Annotated in this window: 12 protein-coding genes; 8 read left to right on the top strand and 4 right to left on the bottom strand. The window is 66.5% G+C overall.

Annotation, left to right across the window (positions count from 1 at the left end; genetic code table 11):
- Positions 1-117 precede the first annotated feature (117 nt).
- On the bottom strand, positions 118-2,169 hold the full coding sequence (locus ACZK4Z_RS05630; RefSeq protein WP_125893687.1) for a glycoside hydrolase family 97 protein: 2,052 nt from the start codon (positions 2,167-2,169) through the stop codon (positions 118-120).
- Positions 2,170-2,406: 237 nt separating this feature from the next.
- Between ACZK4Z_RS05630 and ACZK4Z_RS05635 the strand changes: the two genes are divergently transcribed.
- From ACZK4Z_RS05635 to ACZK4Z_RS05660, 6 genes are all read left to right on the top strand, one after another.
- Entirely contained in the window at positions 2,407-4,599 is a 2,193-nt protein-coding gene (locus ACZK4Z_RS05635; RefSeq protein WP_125893689.1) for a glucosidase family protein, read from the top strand.
- Positions 4,596-6,083, top strand: a complete 1,488-nt coding sequence (locus ACZK4Z_RS05640; RefSeq protein ID WP_125893691.1) for an MFS transporter — start codon at positions 4,596-4,598, stop codon at positions 6,081-6,083. The genes ACZK4Z_RS05635 and ACZK4Z_RS05640 overlap by 4 nt, the downstream gene beginning before the upstream one ends.
- A complete protein-coding gene (locus tag ACZK4Z_RS05645; protein ID WP_125893693.1) occupies positions 6,083-7,798 on the top strand; it encodes an alpha-amylase family glycosyl hydrolase in 1,716 nt (571 codons plus the stop codon). Before ACZK4Z_RS05640 ends, ACZK4Z_RS05645 begins: the two co-directional genes overlap by 1 nt.
- A gap of 142 nt (positions 7,799-7,940) precedes the next feature.
- Complete coding sequence (locus ACZK4Z_RS05650; protein ID WP_125893695.1) at positions 7,941-8,327, top strand: SseB family protein; 387 nt, start codon at positions 7,941-7,943, stop codon at positions 8,325-8,327.
- Positions 8,328-8,442: 115 nt separating this feature from the next.
- Positions 8,443-8,907 (top strand): GNAT family N-acetyltransferase, encoded by a 465-nt coding sequence (locus ACZK4Z_RS05655; RefSeq protein ID WP_032129587.1) that lies wholly within the window; start codon positions 8,443-8,445, stop codon positions 8,905-8,907.
- Positions 8,904-9,197: a hypothetical protein gene (locus tag ACZK4Z_RS05660; protein WP_032129586.1), complete on the top strand. Its 294-nt coding sequence runs from the start codon at positions 8,904-8,906 to the stop codon at positions 9,195-9,197. Before ACZK4Z_RS05655 ends, ACZK4Z_RS05660 begins: the two co-directional genes overlap by 4 nt.
- A 115-nt stretch (positions 9,198-9,312) precedes the next feature.
- Here the strand turns inward: ACZK4Z_RS05660 and ACZK4Z_RS05665 are convergent, their stop codons facing one another.
- The 3 genes from ACZK4Z_RS05665 to ACZK4Z_RS05675 all read right to left on the bottom strand — a co-directional run bounded on the left by ACZK4Z_RS05665 (position 9,313) and on the right by ACZK4Z_RS05675 (position 14,976).
- The gene (locus ACZK4Z_RS05665) at positions 9,313-12,897 is read right to left on the bottom strand and encodes an ABC transporter permease/M1 family aminopeptidase (RefSeq protein ID WP_125893697.1); all 3,585 of its coding nucleotides are present in this window, start codon (positions 12,895-12,897) and stop codon (positions 9,313-9,315) included.
- A gap of 12 nt (positions 12,898-12,909) precedes the next feature.
- On the bottom strand, positions 12,910-13,812 hold the full coding sequence (locus tag ACZK4Z_RS05670; RefSeq protein WP_024956967.1) for an ABC transporter ATP-binding protein: 903 nt from the start codon (positions 13,810-13,812) through the stop codon (positions 12,910-12,912).
- 132 nt (positions 13,813-13,944) lie between these two features.
- Positions 13,945-14,976 (bottom strand): LacI family DNA-binding transcriptional regulator, encoded by a 1,032-nt coding sequence (locus tag ACZK4Z_RS05675; RefSeq protein ID WP_032129583.1) that lies wholly within the window; start codon positions 14,974-14,976, stop codon positions 13,945-13,947.
- Between the two features lie 258 nt (positions 14,977-15,234).
- Between ACZK4Z_RS05675 and ACZK4Z_RS05680 the strand changes: the two genes are divergently transcribed.
- Together ACZK4Z_RS05680 and ACZK4Z_RS05685 are read left to right on the top strand one after the other, a co-directional pair.
- A complete protein-coding gene (locus ACZK4Z_RS05680; protein ID WP_235202901.1) occupies positions 15,235-17,373 on the top strand; it encodes a type I secretion system permease/ATPase in 2,139 nt (712 codons plus the stop codon).
- Between the two features lie 30 nt (positions 17,374-17,403).
- Positions 17,404-18,798 (top strand): HlyD family type I secretion periplasmic adaptor subunit, encoded by a 1,395-nt coding sequence (locus ACZK4Z_RS05685; RefSeq protein ID WP_125893699.1) that lies wholly within the window; start codon positions 17,404-17,406, stop codon positions 18,796-18,798.

The raw sequence follows: 18,798 nt of genomic DNA on the forward strand, positions 1-18,798 counted from the left end.
TTCAATGGCGTTTGCAGGGATGTAATCGCTTTCAGGTTCTGTTTGCGGTAGTGCCGGCCGCTGGCCGGCAATCGCGTTCACCGGGTTGCCGGCCAGCGGCCGGCACTACCGCGGCATTCAAAGCGGCGTGAAACGAATGGCCTGCCCACCCCCCGGTGCCAACACCAGCGTCAGCACGTCGGCGCTGGTCACCTCTCGGGTTTCGCGCGCGAATGCGAAGGGATTGCTGCGGAAATCCGCGCCCTCGCCATCGCGGTAGATCTCGGCGCGGTAGCGCACGCCCGGTTCCAGGAAGCCCAGCGACACCGGCAGCACACGGCCGTGCTCGTCGGTGATGCTGCCGAGGAACCAGTCGCGGCTGTTGCGGTCGCGGCGCACGATCGTCACGTAGTCGCCCACTTCGCCATCGAGCACGCGGCTCTGCTCCCAGTCCACCGCGACGTCTTCGATGAAACGGAATGCCTCGCGATGCTGCAGGTAGTGCTCGGGCAGGTCGGCGGCCATCTGGATCGGGCTGTACAGCACCACGTACAGCGCCAGCTGGCGTGCCAGCGTGCTGGGAATGGCCTGGCCGTGGCGGCCCTTCAAGCTGAGGATGCCGGGGGTGTAATCCATCGGCCCGGCCAGCATGCGGGTGAACACCAGGTTGACCTCATGTTCCGGCGGGTTCGGCGGCTGGCCCCAGGCGTTGTACTCCATGCCGCGTGCGCCTTCGCGCGAGATCCAGTTGGGATAGGTGCGGCGCAGGCCGGTGTCCTTGATGGGCTCATGCGGGTTCACCGACAGATGGCGGCGCGCTGCTTCATGCACCACCTTCAGATGGTGGCGCGCCATGAACTGCCCGTCATGCCACTCACGCCACAGCGGGCCGCCCGAGGGATTGCGGCGGTCGACCTGGCCGTCGTCACAGACGTAGCCGGTCTTGAACTGGTCCACGCCCAGCCGCGCATACAGGTCCAGCGCGGCGCCCAGCTGGTCCTCGTAGTGCTCGATGGCGCAGCCGGTTTCATGGTGGCCGATCAGGTGCACGCCCTTGTTCAGGCCATACGCCGAGAGCGCTTCAATGTCGAAATCGGGCGTGGCACGGGTGAAATCGAAGTCGTAGCCATTGCTCACCCACATGCCGTCCCAGCCCGGATTCCAGCCTTCCACCAGCACGCCACGGAAGCCGTGTGCGGCGGCGAAGTCGATCACCTTCTTCGTCTTCGCGGTGGTGGCCGCATGCTTCGGCCCGGTCGCCCAGCTCTCGTTGTCCAGGTGCATCGACCACCACACCCCCAGGTACTTGGCCGGCTTCACCCAGCTCACATCACCCAGCGCATTGGGTTCGTTGAGGTTGAGGATCAGGTCCGATTCGACCAGGCCGCCGGCACGGTCGGCAATCTGCAGCGTGCGCCACGGCGTGGCGAAGGGCAGGCCGCGGCGCACCTTCCAGCCTTCGGCCGAGGGCGAGAGCTGCGCGCGCAGGCGCTGGCCCTCGGTGCGGCGCAGCCACATGCCGGCGTAGTCGACCAGCGCAGCCTCGTGAATCGCCACGTGCAGGCCATCGCGGCTGCGCAGGGTCATCGGCGTATGCACCAGCGGAACCTCGCGCAGCGGCGTGCGCTGGTACAGGTACTCGTAGTGGATCGGTTCGCCGGCAGGGATCCACCACGCGGTGGAATCCTGCGCGATGGCGAACTCGGTCAGCTCGTCATCGATGATGGCTTCGCGCAGGTTCGGCTGCTCGGGGAATACGTAGCGGAAGCCAAGGCCATCGTCGTACACGCGGAACACCACATCCAGCCGGCGCTTGCTGCCGGTGGTCTCGGCCAGCTGCACGGTCAGTTCGTTGAAGTGGTTGCGGGTGAGCCGGCGTTCGCCCCAGGGCTGTTCCCAGTTGTCATCGACGCTGCGTTGCTGTTGGCCGAGCAGGGCGAAATCCCGGTCCAGGCGCCCATCGCGCAAGGCAAAGCCCAGCTTCGAATCTTCCACCACGGTCTCGCCGAAACGCTCGACGCGATAGCGCGCGGTGCCACCGTCCAGCACCAGGCTGACCTTGAGCACCTTTCCCGGTGATTCGACGCTGGCCACCTGCGGCGCGGCCTGCGCCAGCGTGGCCAGGCCCAGCAGAGCCAGACCGAGCAGGTGCGCGAACACCGCGCGTACAGCAGTGGGTGACATCGGCATTTCCCCTCCCAAGGCGCCGTTGGCAGACCCGGACCATAAGCCAGCGCGGCAGGCCCGCTACCGCGCAACGCCATGAATACGTATGCAGCTGGACGCAGCCGACAGCCCCGCGTCTACCATGGGGCCAAGGCACCTTGAGGGAGGGGCCGCGCCCGCCCGCCGACAACGACGGTGCGGACCTACAACGCGTGCAGAGAGGGAGGGAGGCCGACGGGCGAAAGCCGGTCCGCCGCTTCGATGCTGAAGATCATTTGCCTGACCGCTGCCCTGGGGGCAGCGCTGGGATCGACCGCGCAGGCGGCCGACCTGCAATTCGACGGCCGCCATGCGCGCGCCGAAGCCGCTGCCAACGGCAGCTACGTGCTGCATGCGCCGAAGGCTGAGGTGCGTATCGCGCCCATGCCGATGCGCAGCCAGACCGGCAGCGTGATGTTCGATGCACTGTTCGCGCTGGCCCAGCAGGAGATGGACCAGGACCGCGTGGATGCGATCCGCGATCCCGCGTTCGATGAAGGCCGGCCGGTGCCATGCGAGTGCTTCCAGACCGGCGCGCGCTGGCCCTACGTGTGGACCCGCGATGTCAGCTTCGCCGCCGACCTGGCGCTGGCGCGGCTGGACCCGCAGCGCACCCGGCAGTCGCTTCAGTTCAAGCTCTCGGCAGCGCGCGATGGCCATACGCCCGGCCTGTTCGTCGCGCAGGACACCGGTTCCGGCGGCAGCTGGCCGATCAGCAGCGACCGGGTGGTGTGGTTCCTGGCGGCACGCCACCTGCTGGACGATCGCGCGTTTGCCGACCAGGTCTGGCAGGCGCTGCAGGGCACGCTGGCGCAGGACCGCGCGATGGTGTTCGACGCGCAGGTGGGCCTGTACCGTGGTGAGACCTCGTTCCTGGACTGGCGCGAGCAGACCTATCCGGACTGGACCCGCGAGGACGTGCGCTTCATCGGCGATTCCTATGCGCTGTCCACCAACGTGCTGCACTACCAGGCGCTGCGCCTGGCCGAACGCCTGGCTGGCCAACATGGTGATGCCCGCGCGGCTGACTACAAGGCGTGGGCCGATGCGTTGGCGCAGCAGATCGATGCGCGCTTCTGGCGCGAGGAAATGGGCCAGTACATGAGCTACATCGGCGAAGCCGCGCACCCGGTGCCCTACGCCAAGGTCGATCTGCTCGGCCTGTCGCTGGGCATCCTCGCCGAGGTGTTGCCGGCCGAGCGTGCGCGCCGTGCGCTGGCCGCTTACCCGATGGGGCCGGCCGGAAGCCCGGTGGTCTGGCCGCAGGAATCGCAGCAGCCGATCTACCACAACCGTGCGATCTGGCCGTTTGTCAGCGCGTACTCTCTGCGTGCGGCGCGGCAGCTGGACGATGCGCCGCGCATCGCCGCTGAGATCCGTTCGCTGATGCAGGGCGCGGCGCTGGCCGGTTCCAACATGGAAAACTACGAACTGGTCAGCCAGGCCGTGCATGTCGAGGAAGGAGCGCTGAGCGGCCCGGTGGTCAACTCCGAACGCCAGCTGTGGTCGGTGGCCGGCTATCTGTCGATGGTGGTCGAGGGCGTGTTCGGCGTGCAGGACGATGGCCGCATGCAGCCCAAGCTGCCGGCCGTGCTGGTGCCGGAGCTGTTCGGCACGCATCCCCGCATCACGCTGGAAGCCAACGGCAGGCGCTATGTGCTGGAGCGCCCGCAGAACGTGGGCGATGGCCTGCTGGTGGCCGGCAGCACCATCACACGTGGCACGACTACCACGGTGCAGCTGGTCGCTGCCCCGGCAGCAACCGGTTTCGCTGCCACGACTGCGGATGCCAACGCGCGTGCGCCCGCAACACCGGCGGCACCGCAGGCCCTGCGCATGGGCACGGGCTGGAACGTTCCGGTGCAAGCCGAGCAGGTTCTGTGGAAGGACGGCAGGGCCCTCGTCGCCAGCAATGGCCCGGTGCACATCAGCGACGATGGCCTGCAGCACTGCCTCAGCCTGACCCTGCGCGAGGGTGCGCTGGAGTCGCTGCACAGCCCGACGCTCTGCGTCGGTCCGCAGCAGGTGCTGAAGGGCGAGGAACGCTGGCAGTTCACCTCGGTCAAGGCCGGGCAGGTGCGCCTGCGCCTGCAGTACCGCAACGCGAACGGGCCGATCAACACCGGCGTCACCGCTGCGGTCAAGCAGCTGGTGCTGCAGTGCCCGGGCCAGCCATTGCAGCGGCATACGGTCACTCTGCCGCACAGCGTGGCGATGCAGGACTCGACCTCGGCGACATTCACGGTGCCCAAGGGGCAATGCACGGTCGCGCTTGAAGAGGGCTTCAACATGAGCGCGCTGCAGCACTTCGCGCACTACACGGGCGGCAAGGGTGGACGTGAGGGTGTGCTCAACCAGGCCCAGGTGCAGGCGCTGAAGGTGGCGCCGGTGGCGATGGAAGAGGGCGCACGATGAGTCGTCCCGTCAAACCGCAGTTGTCGTTCTGGCAGATCTGGAACATGTGTTTCGGCTTCCTCGGCATCCAGTTCGGATTCGCCCTGCAGAACGCCAACGCCAGCCGCATCTTCGAGACACTGGGCGCGGACATGGACGCGGTGCCCGGGCTGTGGATCGCGGCGCCACTGACTGGCCTGCTGGTGCAGCCGGTGATCGGTTACCTGTCCGATCGCACCTGGACGCGCTGGGGCCGTCGCCGCCCGTTCTTCATGATCGGTGCGGTACTGACTACGCTGGCGCTGCTGGTGATGCCGAATTCGCCGACGCTGTGGATCGCCGCCGGTACCTTGTGGGTGCTGGACGCCTCGATCAACGTGTCGATGGAACCGTTCCGCGCCTTCGTCGGCGATCAGCTGGCGCCGCGCCAGCGTCCGGCCGGCTATGCCATGCAGAGCTTCTTCATCGGTGTGGGCGCCATCGTCGCCAGCTTCCTGCCGTTCATCCTGGCCCACTTCGGTGTTGCCAATACCGCAGCTGCCGGCGAAGTGCCCGATACCGTGCGCTATGCGTTCTACTTCGGCGCGGTGGTGCTGCTGGCGGCGATCACCTGGACGGTGGTCAGCACCCGCGAGTACTCGCCGGCGGAGCTGGCCGGGTTTGACGATGCCGAGCCGCCGGCGCACCACGCAGGGGCTGCGATCAGTGGCCCCGCGCCGTGGGCACAGGTGGCGCTGTGGCTGGGGCTCGGCGTGGTGCTGGCGCTGCTGATCGCCTGGCGGCAGGGCGACAGGATGCTGTATGTGCTGGCAGGACTGTGCGCCGGCTACGGCCTGCTGCTGGCGGCCGCGCGTGCGTTGCCGGCCACGCATATGCTGGCCGCCATCGTCGGCGACCTGCGCGCGATGCCGGTGACCATGCGTCGTTTGGCGTGGGTGCAGTTCTTCTCGTGGTTCGCGCTGTTTGCGATGTGGATCTACACCACCGCCGCGGTGGCGGGTACCCACTTCGGCTCGACCGATCCGCAGTCAGCGGCCTACAACGAGGGCGCCAACTGGGTGGGCGTTCTGTTCGGTGCCTACAACGGCTTCGCTGCGCTGGCCGCGGTACTGATCCCGCCGATGGTGCGTGCGATCGGCCTGCGCTGGAGCCACCTGGTCAACCTGTGGCTGGGCGGCGCCGGCCTGGTCTCGCTGATGTTCATCCGCGACCCGCACTGGCTGCTGCTGTCGATGGTCGGCGTCGGCTTCGCTTGGGCGTCCATTCTTTCGCTGCCCTATGCGCTGTTGTCCGACAGCGTGCCGGCCTCGAAGATGGGCGTGTACATGGGCATCTTCAATTTCTTCATCGTGATCCCGCAGCTGGTCGCGGCCAGCGCGCTCGGCTTTGCCCTGCGCGCCTGGCTGGGTGGCCAGCCGATGCATGTGCTGGTGCTGGGCGGCTGCAGCCTGTTCGTCGCCGGCCTGTGCGTGCTGCGGGTTCCGTCCCGTCCGGAGGTGGTGTGATGCGTGGTGCGCTGTCTGTTGCTGTTTCCCTGGTGCTGCTGGCCGGCCATGCGACGGCCGCGCCACGCCCGGACTATGTGGGCACCACCGAGCCGTTCGCCAGCGATGCGGTGTACTTCGTGGTCACCGACCGCTTCGTCAACGGCGACCCGTCCAACGACCATCGCGACCAGGGCGGCACGCACCGCACCTTCGATATCCCGGTGCCGTGCCCGGACAAGGTGGACGGCAATATCGGCTACCTCGGTGGCGACTTCCGCGGCGTGCTCGACAATGCGCAGTACATCCGCAACCTCGGCTTCGGCGCGGTATGGATCACGCCAATCATCGACAACCCGGACGAGGCGTTCACCGGCAGCAAGGCGATCAGCTGCACCAGTACGCTGACCGATCGCGGCAAGACCGGCTACCACGGCTACTGGGGCATCAACTTCTACAAGCTCGATGAGCACCTGCCCAGCAAGGACCTGGACTTCGCGGGGTTGACCAAGGGCCTGCACGGCGCAGGCCTGAAGGTGGTGCTGGACATCGTCGGCAACCACGGCTCGCCAGCCTGGACCATGCCGACGCGGCAGCCGCAGTTCGGCCAGATCTTCGACAAGGACGGAACGCTGATCGCCGACCACCAGAACCTGCCACCGCGGAAGCTGGATCCGAAGCACAACCCGCTGCACGCGTTCTACAACAACATCGGTCCGGTCGACGGCAAGAACGGATCGATCTTCGACGGCAACCTTGCCGAGCTGTCCGACTTCAACCAGGACAATCCGGCGGTGATGGATTATCTGGTGGGTGCTTACCTGCAGTGGACCGCGCAGGGCGTGGATGCCTTGCGCATCGATACCATCGGCTGGCTACCGCATCCGTGGTGGCATGCCTTCGTCAAGCGCATCCGCGCTGAACATCCGGGCATGTTCATGTTCGGCGAAGCGTTCGACTACAACGCGGCGAGCATCGCCGAGCACACCTGGCCGTCCAATGCCAACGTGAGCGTGCTGGATTTCCCGTTGCGCGGCGCGTTGGAACAGACCTTCGGCATCGCCGGCAAGGGCTTTGAAACCCTGGCCGAGCCACTGCACCTGACCGGCGGCCCGTACGCCAATCCGTACGAGCTGATGAGCTTCTACGACAACCACGACATGCCGCGCCTGCAGGCCAGCGACAGCGGCTTCATCGATGCGCACAACTGGTTGTTCACCGCACGCGGCATTCCGGTGGTCTATTACGGCTCGGAAACCGGCTTCATGCGCGGCCGCGCCGAGCATGCCGGCAATCGTGCCTACTTCGGCCAGCCGCGTGTGGACGCCGCACCGGAGAGTCCGATCTTCGCGCCGCTGCAGCGTATCGCGCGATTGCGCGAAGCCACGCCCGCGCTGCAGCGTGGCCTGCAGGTGAACGAGCGCCTGCAGGGTGATGAAGCGGTGTTCTTCCGCGTGCTGCAGTATGGCGACGTGGCGCAGACCGCGCTGGTGCTGCTGAACAAGGGCGACCGGACCAGGACCCTCACCGTGTCGCGTTACGTGCAGGCGGGCCGCTGGCGCGATGCACTGGACGGCGGTTCGTTGCAGGTGGATGCATCCCTGAAGGCCGACGTGCCCGCGCACGGCGTGAAGGTCTACGTGCTGGACGCCGCCGTGCAGCAGCCGGCATTGCAGGCCGAGCTGGACAAGGCGATGGCCGACCAGAAGGCGCGGGATCAGCGGCTGGGGCGGTAGTGCCGGCCGCTGGCCGGCAACCCATGAATCCATGGCACCTGCCTACCGCTCTGGTGGGTGCCAACCTTGGTTGGCACGCTTTTCGAGCAGTCGAGCAAGCTCGACTCTACAATAGGCACCCCTCACGCCCCGCCGTACCGCCATGACCGAGCTCGCCCCGCAGACCCCGATCGAAACCCTGCTGAAGGCGGCGATGGACGGGGCGGTGCCGATCCGCGCCTTCATGGAGGCCTTCGTCGCCTCCGAAGTGGTGCTGCTGACCGGCAGCCTGGTCACTCCCGACGGCAGCGGCTTCGACCCGCTGCTGTTCGACAAGCAGGGCACCCTGCACGTGGCCGTGTTCACCGACCCGTCGCGGGTGGGCATCTACAGCCAGCAGGCCGAACACCAGATCCGCTGGCTGATGCTGGACGTGCTGCGCCGTGTGCCGGGTGGCTATGGCGTGGTGATCAATCCGGGCACTTCGCTGGGCTTTGAGATTTCGCCAAGCGGCGTGGGCGAGATCCTGAAGGACTTCGCCCAGGGCTGAACCGCCACCGCGCTATATTTGTAGAGTCGAGCCATGCTCGACTGCCTTTCGCACAGTGCCAGATCAGTCGAGCATGGCTCGACTCTACAGAACGCTTCCCCATCGAGGCATTGCCATGGAATTCAGGGTATTACCCGCCGATGCACCGGAACGGCAGCAGTTGGCCCGGTGGTACCACGCCGAATGGGGCCGCGACGCCGGCCTGTCGCTGGAACAGGAACTGCAGCGGCTGAACACACCTCAGGACGCCGAGGGTTTCCCGCACCTGATCGCCGCCTTCGATGGAGACCAGGTGGTCGGTGCCGTGCAGCTCAAGCGCCGGGAAATGCAGGCCTTCCCGCAGTACGAGCATTGGCTGGGCAGCGTGTTCGTGGCCGATAGTCATCGCGGGCGTGGGCTGGCTGGCGCGCTGGTCGAACAGGCCGCGGCGCAGGCGGTGCGGATGGGCGTTTCCGAACTGTACCTGCAGACCGAATCGTTGGATGGCGGCCTGTATGCGCGGTTGGGCTGGAAGCCGCTGCAGGAAGCGGACAACCGCAGCCACCGCGTGCTGGTGATGGTGCGCAGGTTGGCCGCATGAGCGCCGCAACGGCCCGGCACCCCCGCTCAGCACTGATCTTCCTGATCGCAGCCATCGTTGCCGCACTGGTCTCCATGCCCCTGCTGCGCGCGGTGGGCATGGTGCTGTGGCCGGTGTTCGTCATTGCCTGGCTGATCAATCTGGGCGCGGCCTGGCATCTGGCCCAGTGGGCGCGCCAGCAGGGCCGTTCGGCGTGGGTATACGGATTGCCGGCAGCGCTCGGTACCGCCGCCTCGATCGTGGTCTATGTGCTGCTGGCGTTGCTGGGGCCGAAAGCCCCGGTGCACTGAATCTTCGCGGCTGTCGTGGACAATGTGCCGAGCATGGCTCGGCACTACAGTAAGGCCGAGCCAAGCCCGCAGGTGTTGCGTGGAGCGCCGACGGACAGGCCGGCGCCCCGTTGCCTCACATCGTCACCTTGCGTCGGTTGTCATCGCTCACCCGGTCGATCAGCTTGTTGTACGGGTCGAAGCCCGCTTCATCCGGCTTTTCATCCACGGTTACCGTGATCTTCGGCGCGGCGCTGGTGATGTGGTGGCGCTGCAGGTACAGCACCTTCTGGTCGCGCTCCTTGCCCGACGGCCCGTTGGCGAACACGCCGATCTCGACCCAGTCATCCATCGTGCCGTCGCTCTCCTTGCCCTTGCCGTCGGCGTACTGCTTGGCGGCGTGCAGGTCCAGGGTCACCTCGTAGCGGCCGTCATCACGCTTGCGGGCGCTGGCGGCCATCACCCGGTTGTCGTAGAAGCTGATTTTCTCGAACAGGTCGGTGACCAGCTGCTGGCGGTCGGCCGGGGTCTCCGCCCGGATGTAGTCCAGCAGTTCGCGTGAGGTGGTGTACGGCGGTTGCTGATAGCCCTTGTCCTGCAGGAAGCGCTTCAACGCGCGGTTCAGCGCCTGCTCGCCGATTTCCTCGCGCAGCCGGTAGAACACCAGCGAACCCTTCTGGTAGTGGATGTACTGCTGGTTCTCCACGCGCTCCAGCGGCTGCTCCTCGATGGCCTCGCCACCGCGTCCAGACAGGTAGCCATCCAGCTCGCGCTTGAGGAACTGGCGCATGTGCTGGCGGCCGTACTCCTGCTCCATCACCATCAGCGCAGAGTACTGCGACAACGATTCGGAGAGCACCGTCGCGCCCTGCACGTTGGCACCGATCACCTGGTGCGCCCACCACTGGTGCGCGATCTCGTGCGCGGTCACGTAGAACACGTAGTCCACCTTGTCCGGATCGCGCAGGTCGGCGATGAAGCCGATGGCCTCGGAGTAGGGGATGGTGTTGGCGAACGACTGCGCGAAGCGCGCATAGCCCGGGAACTCGATGATGCGTACCTGGCGGTGCTGGTAAGGCGTGAAGTTCGCTTCGTAGTAGGTCAGCGACTTCTGCACCGCTTCGATCATCCGGTCCACGTTGTAGCCGTGCGCCGGGTCGAAGTAGACCTCGATCGGGATGTCCTTGTACTTCGCCTTGCGCACCTCCCAGCGTGCCGACAGATAGGCGTAGAAGTTCAGCATCGGCCGGTCCATGGCGTAGCTGAAGCAGCGGCGGCCATTCACCGTGGTCTCCTTCTGCAGATAGCCCGGCGCCAGCGCCACCTGGTCCGGTGCGGTGCAGACCGTGGTGTGGAAATCGAGCCAGTCGGCGTCGTTGGAAATGTAGGTGTTGGCGCGCGCGGCTTCGTCTTCCAGCTTGGGCATGCGCCGCGGCTCACCCAGGCCGCGCTTGCGCCGCTCGTTGCGGTCGCTGATCTCGGCGCCTTCGTTGTAGCCGAACGACGGCAGTACGCGGCTGTTGAAGAACGTGCCGTTGTCGACGATGTTGCTCGGCGCCTGGCCGGCGGTGATGCCATTGGGTTTCTGCACCACCCGGAAGTGGACGTTGCGGCTTTCACCCGGTTGCAGTGGCGCGGCCAGGCGGTAGATGCGGTAGCCAAGGTCGGCGTCGTGCATCGACAAGGTCTGCCCACCCAGGTCAGCCGCGACCAGCTGCTTGTCGTCGCCCATCGAGACATGCACGTCCTGGATCGGCACGGCATGCGTGTTGCGCACCGTCCAGTTCGCATCGATCACCATCGACTGCGATTCGGGGAACAGGTCCACGCGGTTGTCCACCGCCACGATGCGAGGCTGCGGCAAAGTGCGGTACTTCGACAGCTCGCGCTCGTAGCGGGCCTGCAGATCCAGCTGCTGGTCGGGCGAGATGAACTCGTTGCGGATGTTGGTGCTCCAGTAGAGCCAGCCGCCCACGCCGATGAAGGCCAAGGCCGCTACTCCAGCGAAGACGCCGGTCGGACCGCGCAGGCGGCGGCCGGCCAGGGCCAGTCGCTGGCGCAGCCCTTGGCTGACGCCACGCACCCAGAATGCCGATGCCAGGCACATCAACGTCAGCAGGAACAGGGCCCAGTAGCCCTGGAACGCCAGCTGTCCGGTCAGAAAGTGGCCGTAGCCGTTCATGTCCGAATAGGGCGCGTTGGGCCAGCTGCCGAAGTTGTACAGGTTCTGCGTGTAGTCGAGCAGGCCGAGCACACCCTGGCCGATCATCACCACGATCAGCAGTGCGTAGCCGACGAACTTGTTGTTGGTCAGCACCTGCAGCACCAGCGCCAGGCCGCCCATCAGGATGTAGACCACCGAATCCAGGGCCAGGCTGCGCAGGTACAGCAGCGGCTCAAGATGCGTGTAGCCCTTGGCCAGCTGCACGCCTATCGCCGCCATCGCACCGGCGGTCTGGAAGCAGACGATCACCGCCAGCAGCGCGGTGAACTTGGCCAGCAGCGGTACCCAGTTCGGCACCGGCATGGCGTCCGTCACTTCGTTGATGCGCGCGCTGCGTTCCTTCCAGACCAGCTCGCCGGCGAAGAACAGCACGATGATCACCAGCAGCCAGCTGAAGGCGCCCTGCAAGCCCATGATCATCTGCGAGGTGACCGGCCAGATCGAGGTGCCGTACAAGGTCTGCCGGAACAGCGCGCTGGGCAGGAAGTTGGCCAGGCCCAGCACCAGCAGCACGATGAACGGCACGCTGCGCAGGACGCCGCGTGTATCGAAGCGCACCTGGCGCAGGAACTGCTGCCACGCCGTGGTGGCAGTGAACGCCGGTACCACGCGCGGCAGCGTCGCGCGGGTGGGACGGACCACGCTGGCATCGGCAACCGGTTGCGCCTGCCTGCGGCCCCAGCGCCGACGGCCACTGCCACTGCGTTCGGTGCGGAACAGCGCGAAGGTGGCGGCGAACAGCGCGGCAGCCACGCCCAACCACAGGGCGCGATTGACCAGCAGGTAACCGGCGAGCTCGGGAATCCCGTTGTTGCGTTCGGCGGTGGACCAGTAGCGGATCGTGCGGCCGAGTGCGCGCATGCCCAGCGGTTCGCTCAGCACCGCGATCCACGTGTTGTCGATGTCGCGCAGCAGGGCCGCGCTGGCGCCGTACAAGACCAGGTAGGCCACCAGGCCGATGTAGACCCACAGGATCGAGCGCGTCAGCGCCGCCAGCAGCGACAGCAGCGCGGTGGTGAACAGCAGGTTCGGAATGACGATGACCGCGAACGTCCACGCATAGCCCTGCCAGCTGATCGGGCCCATGCGCTCGGGATCGACCCACGGCATGAACGGCGCCAGCCACAGGCCGAACGCGATCAGGACGTAGACCAGCAGCCCGGCCGCCAAGGCGGCAGCGATGCGTCCGGCCAGGTAATCGCGGCGTTTCACCGGACTGGCGAAGATCAGTTCGGCGGTGCCGAGTTCGAAGTCACGCAACAGCGCGTTGCTGACGAACAGGGCGGTGACCAGCATTCCGAGCAGGGTGAAGATGCCCAGCATCTGCGCGATCACGGTGGGCGCGTTGCTGTGCACGTTGCCAGTGCCGCCACCGATCTGCACGGCGTCGCTGGAGGCGGCGGCGAAGGCGAGCAGGGCGAACAGCCCGGCCAGCAGCCACAGCAGCGGGGAACGCAGCTGCTCGCGCAGCTCGAAGCGGAAGAAGTTGAGGATCATGGCGTGCTCCGCTCAGGCTGCCGCGCGGGCACGGGCCTGCAGGCGCAGGCGCTGGAAGTACACGTCCTCGAGGTCGGGAGCTACGGCCGCAAAGCCGTCGCCGGGGTCGTTGGCGCTGTGCACGTGGATCACCGGGCGGCCACCGACTAGGCGGGTCGACAGCACCACGTAGCGCGCTTCGTGGTCGGCCAGTTCAGAAGGATCGACCTGCTTGCGCCAGACCTGGTGCTGCAGGGCGTCGATGGCTTCGGCAGGACGGCCGGTCAGCAGCACCTGGCCCTTGTTCATGATCGCCATCGTCGGGCACAGATCGGTTACGTCCTCGACGATGTGGGTGGACAGGATCACCGCCACGTTCTCGCCGATGGCCGCCAGCAGGTTGAGGAAGCGGTTGCGTTCTTCCGGGTCGAGGCCGGCGGTGGGTTCATCGACGATCACCAGCCGCGGGTCACCCAGCAACGCCTGGGCAATGCCGAAGCGCTGGCGCATGCCGCCGGAGTAGGTGCCCAGCTTGCGTTTGCGGGCGTCCCACAGGTTCACCTGCTGCAGCAGTCCATCGACCACCTCGCGGCGCTGCGCGCGCTGGGTCAGGCCCTTGAGCACCGCGAAATGCTCCAGCAGGTCCAGCGCGCTGACTTTCGGGTACACGCCGAAATCCTGCGGCAGGTAGCCCAGCCGGCGGCGCACCGCGTCCTTGTCGCGCAGTACGTCGATCGGCGCCTCGCCTGGAATGGTGAGGGTAGCCGTGCCGCTGTCGGCCTCCTGCAGGGTGGACAGCGTGCGCATCAGCGACGACTTGCCGGCGCCGTTGGGGCCGAGCAGGCCGAACATGCCGCGCGGAATGTCCAGGTTGACGTTGTTGAGGGCATGCACGCCGTTGGCGTACGTCTTGGACAGCGAATCGATCTTCAGCATGCGACGTACACCTTTCCATGGGCGATGTCTGCGCGTTATCCGCGCATCAGCTTCCGTGCGCATCCGCCGTTGGTCATGGGGGGAGAATTCCGTCGTCGCACGTTGGGGCGTGGGGCGGTGGCCTGGCAGCGCTTACCCGCGCAGCGAAGATTCCCGCACCACCAGCTTCACCGGGATGCTCTGGCTCTCCACCGGTTGCCGGCCGATCAGTGCCAGCAGGCGCTCCACCAGCAGCTGTCCGGCCTGCTTGGTGTCCTGCTGCACGGTGGTCAGCGCCGGGGATACCGAGGCCGCCAGTGGGATGTCGTCGAAGCCGGTCACCGCCACGTCCTGTGGCACCCGCAGGCCAGCCTCGCGGAGCGCGCGCATCGCACCGATGGCGATCAGGTCGCTGGCGGCGCAGATCGCATCGATCGGTTCACCGCGCGCCAGCAGCACCTGGCAGGCCTCCTGGCCGGAAGCCTCGGTGGTGATCGCATCGTGCTGCAGCGCCGGCTCCGCAGCCAGGCCGTGGTCCTGCAGGGCCGCGACATGGCCGCGGTAGCGCTCCTGGAATTCGGGGTAATGGCTGGAGGCATGGCCGAGGAAGGCGATGCGGCGGCAGCCCTGCTGCAGCAGGTGGGTGGTGATGTCATGCCCACCCTGGAAGTTGTCGCTGCCGATCGAGACGCCGGGCTGGCCGGGCAGGGCGGCGCCCCAGCGCACGAAGTGCGTGCCCTGTTCAACCAGCCGCTGCAGGCGGTCGCGCGATTCGTGGTAGTCGCCGTAGCCGAGCAGGATGATGCCGTCGGCCTTGTTGCTGTCCTCGTAATCGGCCTGCCAGTCGGTGGACAACTGCTGGAACGAGACCAGCAGGTCCTGCCCGTGCAGGGCGCAGGCGCGGGTGATCGAGCCCAGCATCGAGTGGAAGAACGGGTTGATCAGCGAGTCGTCGTTGGTCGGGTCTTCGAAGAACAGCAGGGCCAGGGTGCCGGCGTTGCGCAGGCGCAGGCTGGAGGCGTTCTTGTCGACCTTGTAGTTCAGCTCGCGGGCGATGCGCAGGATGCGCTCGCGGGTCTCGGCGTTGACCATCGGGCTGCCACGCAGCGCCCGCGACACGGTCGGCTGGGAGACCCCGGCCAGGTGGGCGATGTCCAGGGAGGTGGCTTTGCCTTTGATCGTCATGGGAACGGATAGGGAACGTGCAGCGATCATGATGCCATGAGGCTGGCCCTCCGCTCGCAGGTGCGCTCCTGTCTGGATGAACGGGATTGATGTTGAAAAATGTGACCAATTTGTCACTTTGACCTGATTTGCACAAAAGCGCATTCAGCAGATGGACAGCTGCCATGGCATGGCCCTAGAGTCCGCGCACCAGGGGACAACAAGGCAGTTGACGTGGGCAGTAACGGATCAGGGATCGATCTGCAGGAGTCACTGTGCGTGGACGATGGAGGCGCGCTGGCGTGCTTCGTCGCCCTGTTGGGGTTTCTGGATCGGCCTGCCGACCCCGACCAGCTCCGGCACCAGCTGGGCCACCCCGAAGGCCGTATCGATACACAGGATCTGTTGCGCCTGGCCAAGCGGATGGACGTCAAAGCACGCGTGGTACAGGCGCGGGTAACCGCGCTGCGCGACCATCCGTTGCCCGCCATCGCCTGCCTGGCCGACGGGCGCTATACGCTCGTGCTCAAGGCCGACGCCGAGAACGTGTTGTGCTTCGACGCGGCGGCCGACGGACGCCCGGTCACGCTGTCCCTTGGCGAGTTCTCGCAGGAGTTCGATGGCCGCCTGTTGCTGATGACCACGCGTGAAAGCGTGGCCGGCGCCGTGAGGCGCTTCGATGTCGGTTGGTTCATTCCTGCCCTGGTGAAGTATCGCCGCCTGCTGCGTGACGTGTTGGTAGCCTCGTTCTTCCTGCAGTTGATGGCACTGATCACGCCGCTGTTCTTCCAGGTGGTGATCGACAAGGTACTGGTGCACAAAGGCATCACCACGCTGGAAGTGCTTGCCCTCGGCCTGCTGGTGGTTTCGGTGTTCGAAGTGCTGATGGGCGGACTGCGCACCTACCTGTTTTCGCACACCACCAGCCGCGTTGATGCCGAACTTGGCTCGAAGCTCTTCTCCCACCTCACGCATCTGCCATTGGCCTATTTCCAGGCGCGCCGGGTGGGCGATTCGGTGGCGCGCGTGCGCGAACTGGAAACCATCCGCGAGTTCCTCACCTCTTCGGCGCAGACGGTCGTGCTGGACCTGTTCTTCGCCATCGTGTTCCTGGCCGTGATGTGGCTGTACAGCCCTGCATTGCTGCTGATCGTACTGATCACGCTGCCTCTGTACGCGGTGGTGGTCATGGTGGTCGGGCCGATGCTGCGGCGCCGCCTGGATGAAAAGTTCGTGCGCGGTGCCGAAAACCAGTCGTTCCTGGTCGAAGCAGTGACCGGTGTGGAGACCATCAAGGCGCTGGCGGTCGAGCCGCAGGCGCAGAACCGCTGGGACAAGCAGCTGGCGGGTTACATCCAGGCCAGCTTCCGCGCCAGCATGCTGGCCAACTGGGGCTCGCAGGCGGTGCAGCTGATCCACAAGCTGGCCACCGTGGCACTCCTGTTCTTCGGCGCGCGGCTGGTGATTGACGGCAAGCTGACCGTGGGCGAACTGGTGGCGTTCAACATGCTTGCCGGGCAGGTTGCCGGGCCGGTGCTGCGCCTGGCGCAGTTGGCGCAGGACTTCCAGCAGGCGCGCATTGCCGTGGAGCGGCTGGGCGACATCCTCAACTCCCCTACCGAACCGGCCAGCTCACCCTCGCGTGCCAGCCTGCCGGCAGTGGATGGCCGCATCGCGCTGGAGCACGTGTCGTTCCGCTATCGGCCTGAGGGGCAGGAAGTGTTGTCGTCGGTCAGTCTGGAGATTGCTCCGGGTGAGATCCTCGGCGTGGTCGGGCCCTCGGGATCCGGCAAGTCGACCCTGACCAAGCTGATCCAGCGCCTGCACACCCCGGAGCGCGGCCGTGTGCTGGTGGATGGTGTCGATCTGTCCATGGTGGATCCGGCGTGGCTGCGGCGACAGGTGGGTGTGGTGCTGCAGGAAAACCTGCTGTTCAACCGCAGCGTGCGCGAGAACATCGCCATGGCCGACCCGGCGATGCCGATGAGCCGGGTGGTGGAGGTGGCCAAGCTGGCGGGGGCGCACGACTTCATCCTGGAGTTGCCCGAGGCCTACGACACGCGCATCGACGAGCGCGGCGGCAACCTCTCCGGCGGGCAGCGTCAGCGCCTGGCGATCGCTCGCGCGCTGGCCATCGACCCGAAGATCCTCATCTTCGACGAAGCGACCTCGGCGCTGGATGCGGAGAGCGAGGAAGTCATCCAGGACAACCTCAAGCGGATGTCCGCTGGCCGCACCGTGATCATCATCGCGCATCGTCTTTCGGCGGTACGCCAGGCCAACCGCATCGTGACCCTCGAACGTGGCCGCATCACCGAGACCGGCACGCACGAGGATCTGCTCCGCGCGGGAGGCCGTTACTCACTGCTCTACACCAAACAGATGGGCCTGCCCGCCGTGGCGGCCCCGCTGAACTGACCACCGCGGGCCCAGCCAAGGACAGCACGCATGTTGAAGGGACTGAGGCATCACCTGGGCATCCTGCGCGAGAGCCTGCGCGCGGAGCGTGCGCAGCCGGACCAACGCGACTCGGCGGCGCCGGACTTCCTGCCGGCGGCGCTGGAGATCCTGGAAAAGCCCCCGAACCCGATCGGCCGCACCGTTCTCTGGCTGCTGATCGCCTTTCTCGCCATCGCATTGGCCTGGTCGTGCCTTGGCCGCCTGGACATGGTCGCGGTGGCCGAAGGCAAGGTGATTCCGCGCGGCAACGTGAAGGTGATCCAGGCTGCGGACCAGGGTGTGGTCCGTGCGATCCACGTGGTTGAAGGGCAGTCGGTGAAGGCCGGCACGCCGCTGCTCGAACTGGACCCGACGGTCAGCCATGCCGAAGTCGAGCAGGCGCGCCAGGCGTTGCTGACCGCGCAGATCGATGTGGCACGGGCGCAGGCCGTGGTTGACCACGTTGCCGGTCGGGCCGGTCGCTTCATCGCACCGGAGGGAGCACCTGACAGCATCATTGCCATCCAGCAGGCACTGGTGGCCGCCAAGCAGCGCGAGTTCGATTCCACTGTGGGTGGCTTGCAGCAGGAGCGCAGCCAGCGCGATGGCGAGCACGGCATGATCCTGGCCGAGATCGCCAAGCTGGAAGAGCAGCTGCCGCTGGCTACCGACCAGTTGAACAAGCTGGAGGAGCTGAGCCGCGACAACTATGTGCCGCGACTGCAGGTGGCCGAAGTAAAGGAGCGTGTTGTCGGCATGCGCCAGGACCTGGCGATCCGTCGCGAAGAGCAGCGTAAAGCGACCGCTGCGCAGCTGGCGGCCAGCCAGCAGATGAGCAAGAGCCGCAGCGAGTTCGCACGTGAAGCACTGGACGCCCTGACTGAGGCGGAAGCGGCACGCGCGTTGCGAGGCGAAGAATTGAAGAAGGCCCATGACAAGGCTGGGCACACGGTATTGCGCGCACCCGTGAATGGCGTCGTGCAGCAACTACAGGTGCACACCATCGGCGGCGTGGTGAAGCCGGCTGACGCGCTCATGGTGCTGGTGCCGCATGACGGCGAGCTGGTGGTCGATGCGATGCTGCCCAATCGCGATGCCGGCTTCGTCCGCGACGGGCAGCCGGTGGAGGTGAAGCTGGAGGCCTATCCGTTCACCCGCTACGGTGTGGTGGATGGCGTGGTCGAGACTGTGGGCCGTGATGCGGTGCAGACCGAGAAGGAAGGGTTGCGCTATCCGGCGCGCGTGCGCCTGCTGCGGCCCTGGATCGAAGTGGATGGCCGGCGCCGCGCGCTGGCGCCGGGCCTGGCCGCAACGGCGGAAATCAAGACCGGTGATCGCCGCATCATTGAATACCTGTTGTCGCCGCTGTCCAGGCGCGTGCAGGAAGCGGGGAGGGAGCGATGA

The sequence above is a fragment of the Stenotrophomonas sp. 71799_Sma genome (assembly GCF_056482505.1).

Bases quoted from the DNA above. Each gene is read 5' to 3' on its own strand.
- ACZK4Z_RS05655 (WP_032129587.1), top strand. From the start codon at position 8,443: ATGGAATTCAGGGTATTACCCGCCGATGCACCGGAACGGCAGCAGTTG.
- ACZK4Z_RS05685 (WP_125893699.1), top strand. From the start codon at position 17,404: ATGTTGAAGGGACTGAGGCATCACCTGGGCATCCTGCGCGAGAGCCTG.
- ACZK4Z_RS05675 (WP_032129583.1), bottom strand. From the start codon at position 14,976: ATGACGATCAAAGGCAAAGCCACCTCCCTGGACATCGCCCACCTGGCC.
- ACZK4Z_RS05665 (WP_125893697.1), bottom strand. From the start codon at position 12,897: ATGATCCTCAACTTCTTCCGCTTCGAGCTGCGCGAGCAGCTGCGTTCC.
- ACZK4Z_RS05650 (WP_125893695.1), top strand. From the start codon at position 7,941: ATGACCGAGCTCGCCCCGCAGACCCCGATCGAAACCCTGCTGAAGGCG.
- ACZK4Z_RS05640 (WP_125893691.1), top strand. From the start codon at position 4,596: ATGAGTCGTCCCGTCAAACCGCAGTTGTCGTTCTGGCAGATCTGGAAC.
- ACZK4Z_RS05630 (WP_125893687.1), bottom strand. From the start codon at position 2,169: ATGCCGATGTCACCCACTGCTGTACGCGCGGTGTTCGCGCACCTGCTC.
- ACZK4Z_RS05660 (WP_032129586.1), top strand. From the start codon at position 8,904: ATGAGCGCCGCAACGGCCCGGCACCCCCGCTCAGCACTGATCTTCCTG.
- ACZK4Z_RS05635 (WP_125893689.1), top strand. From the start codon at position 2,407: ATGCTGAAGATCATTTGCCTGACCGCTGCCCTGGGGGCAGCGCTGGGA.
- ACZK4Z_RS05645 (WP_125893693.1), top strand. From the start codon at position 6,083: ATGCGTGGTGCGCTGTCTGTTGCTGTTTCCCTGGTGCTGCTGGCCGGC.
- ACZK4Z_RS05670 (WP_024956967.1), bottom strand. From the start codon at position 13,812: ATGCTGAAGATCGATTCGCTGTCCAAGACGTACGCCAACGGCGTGCAT.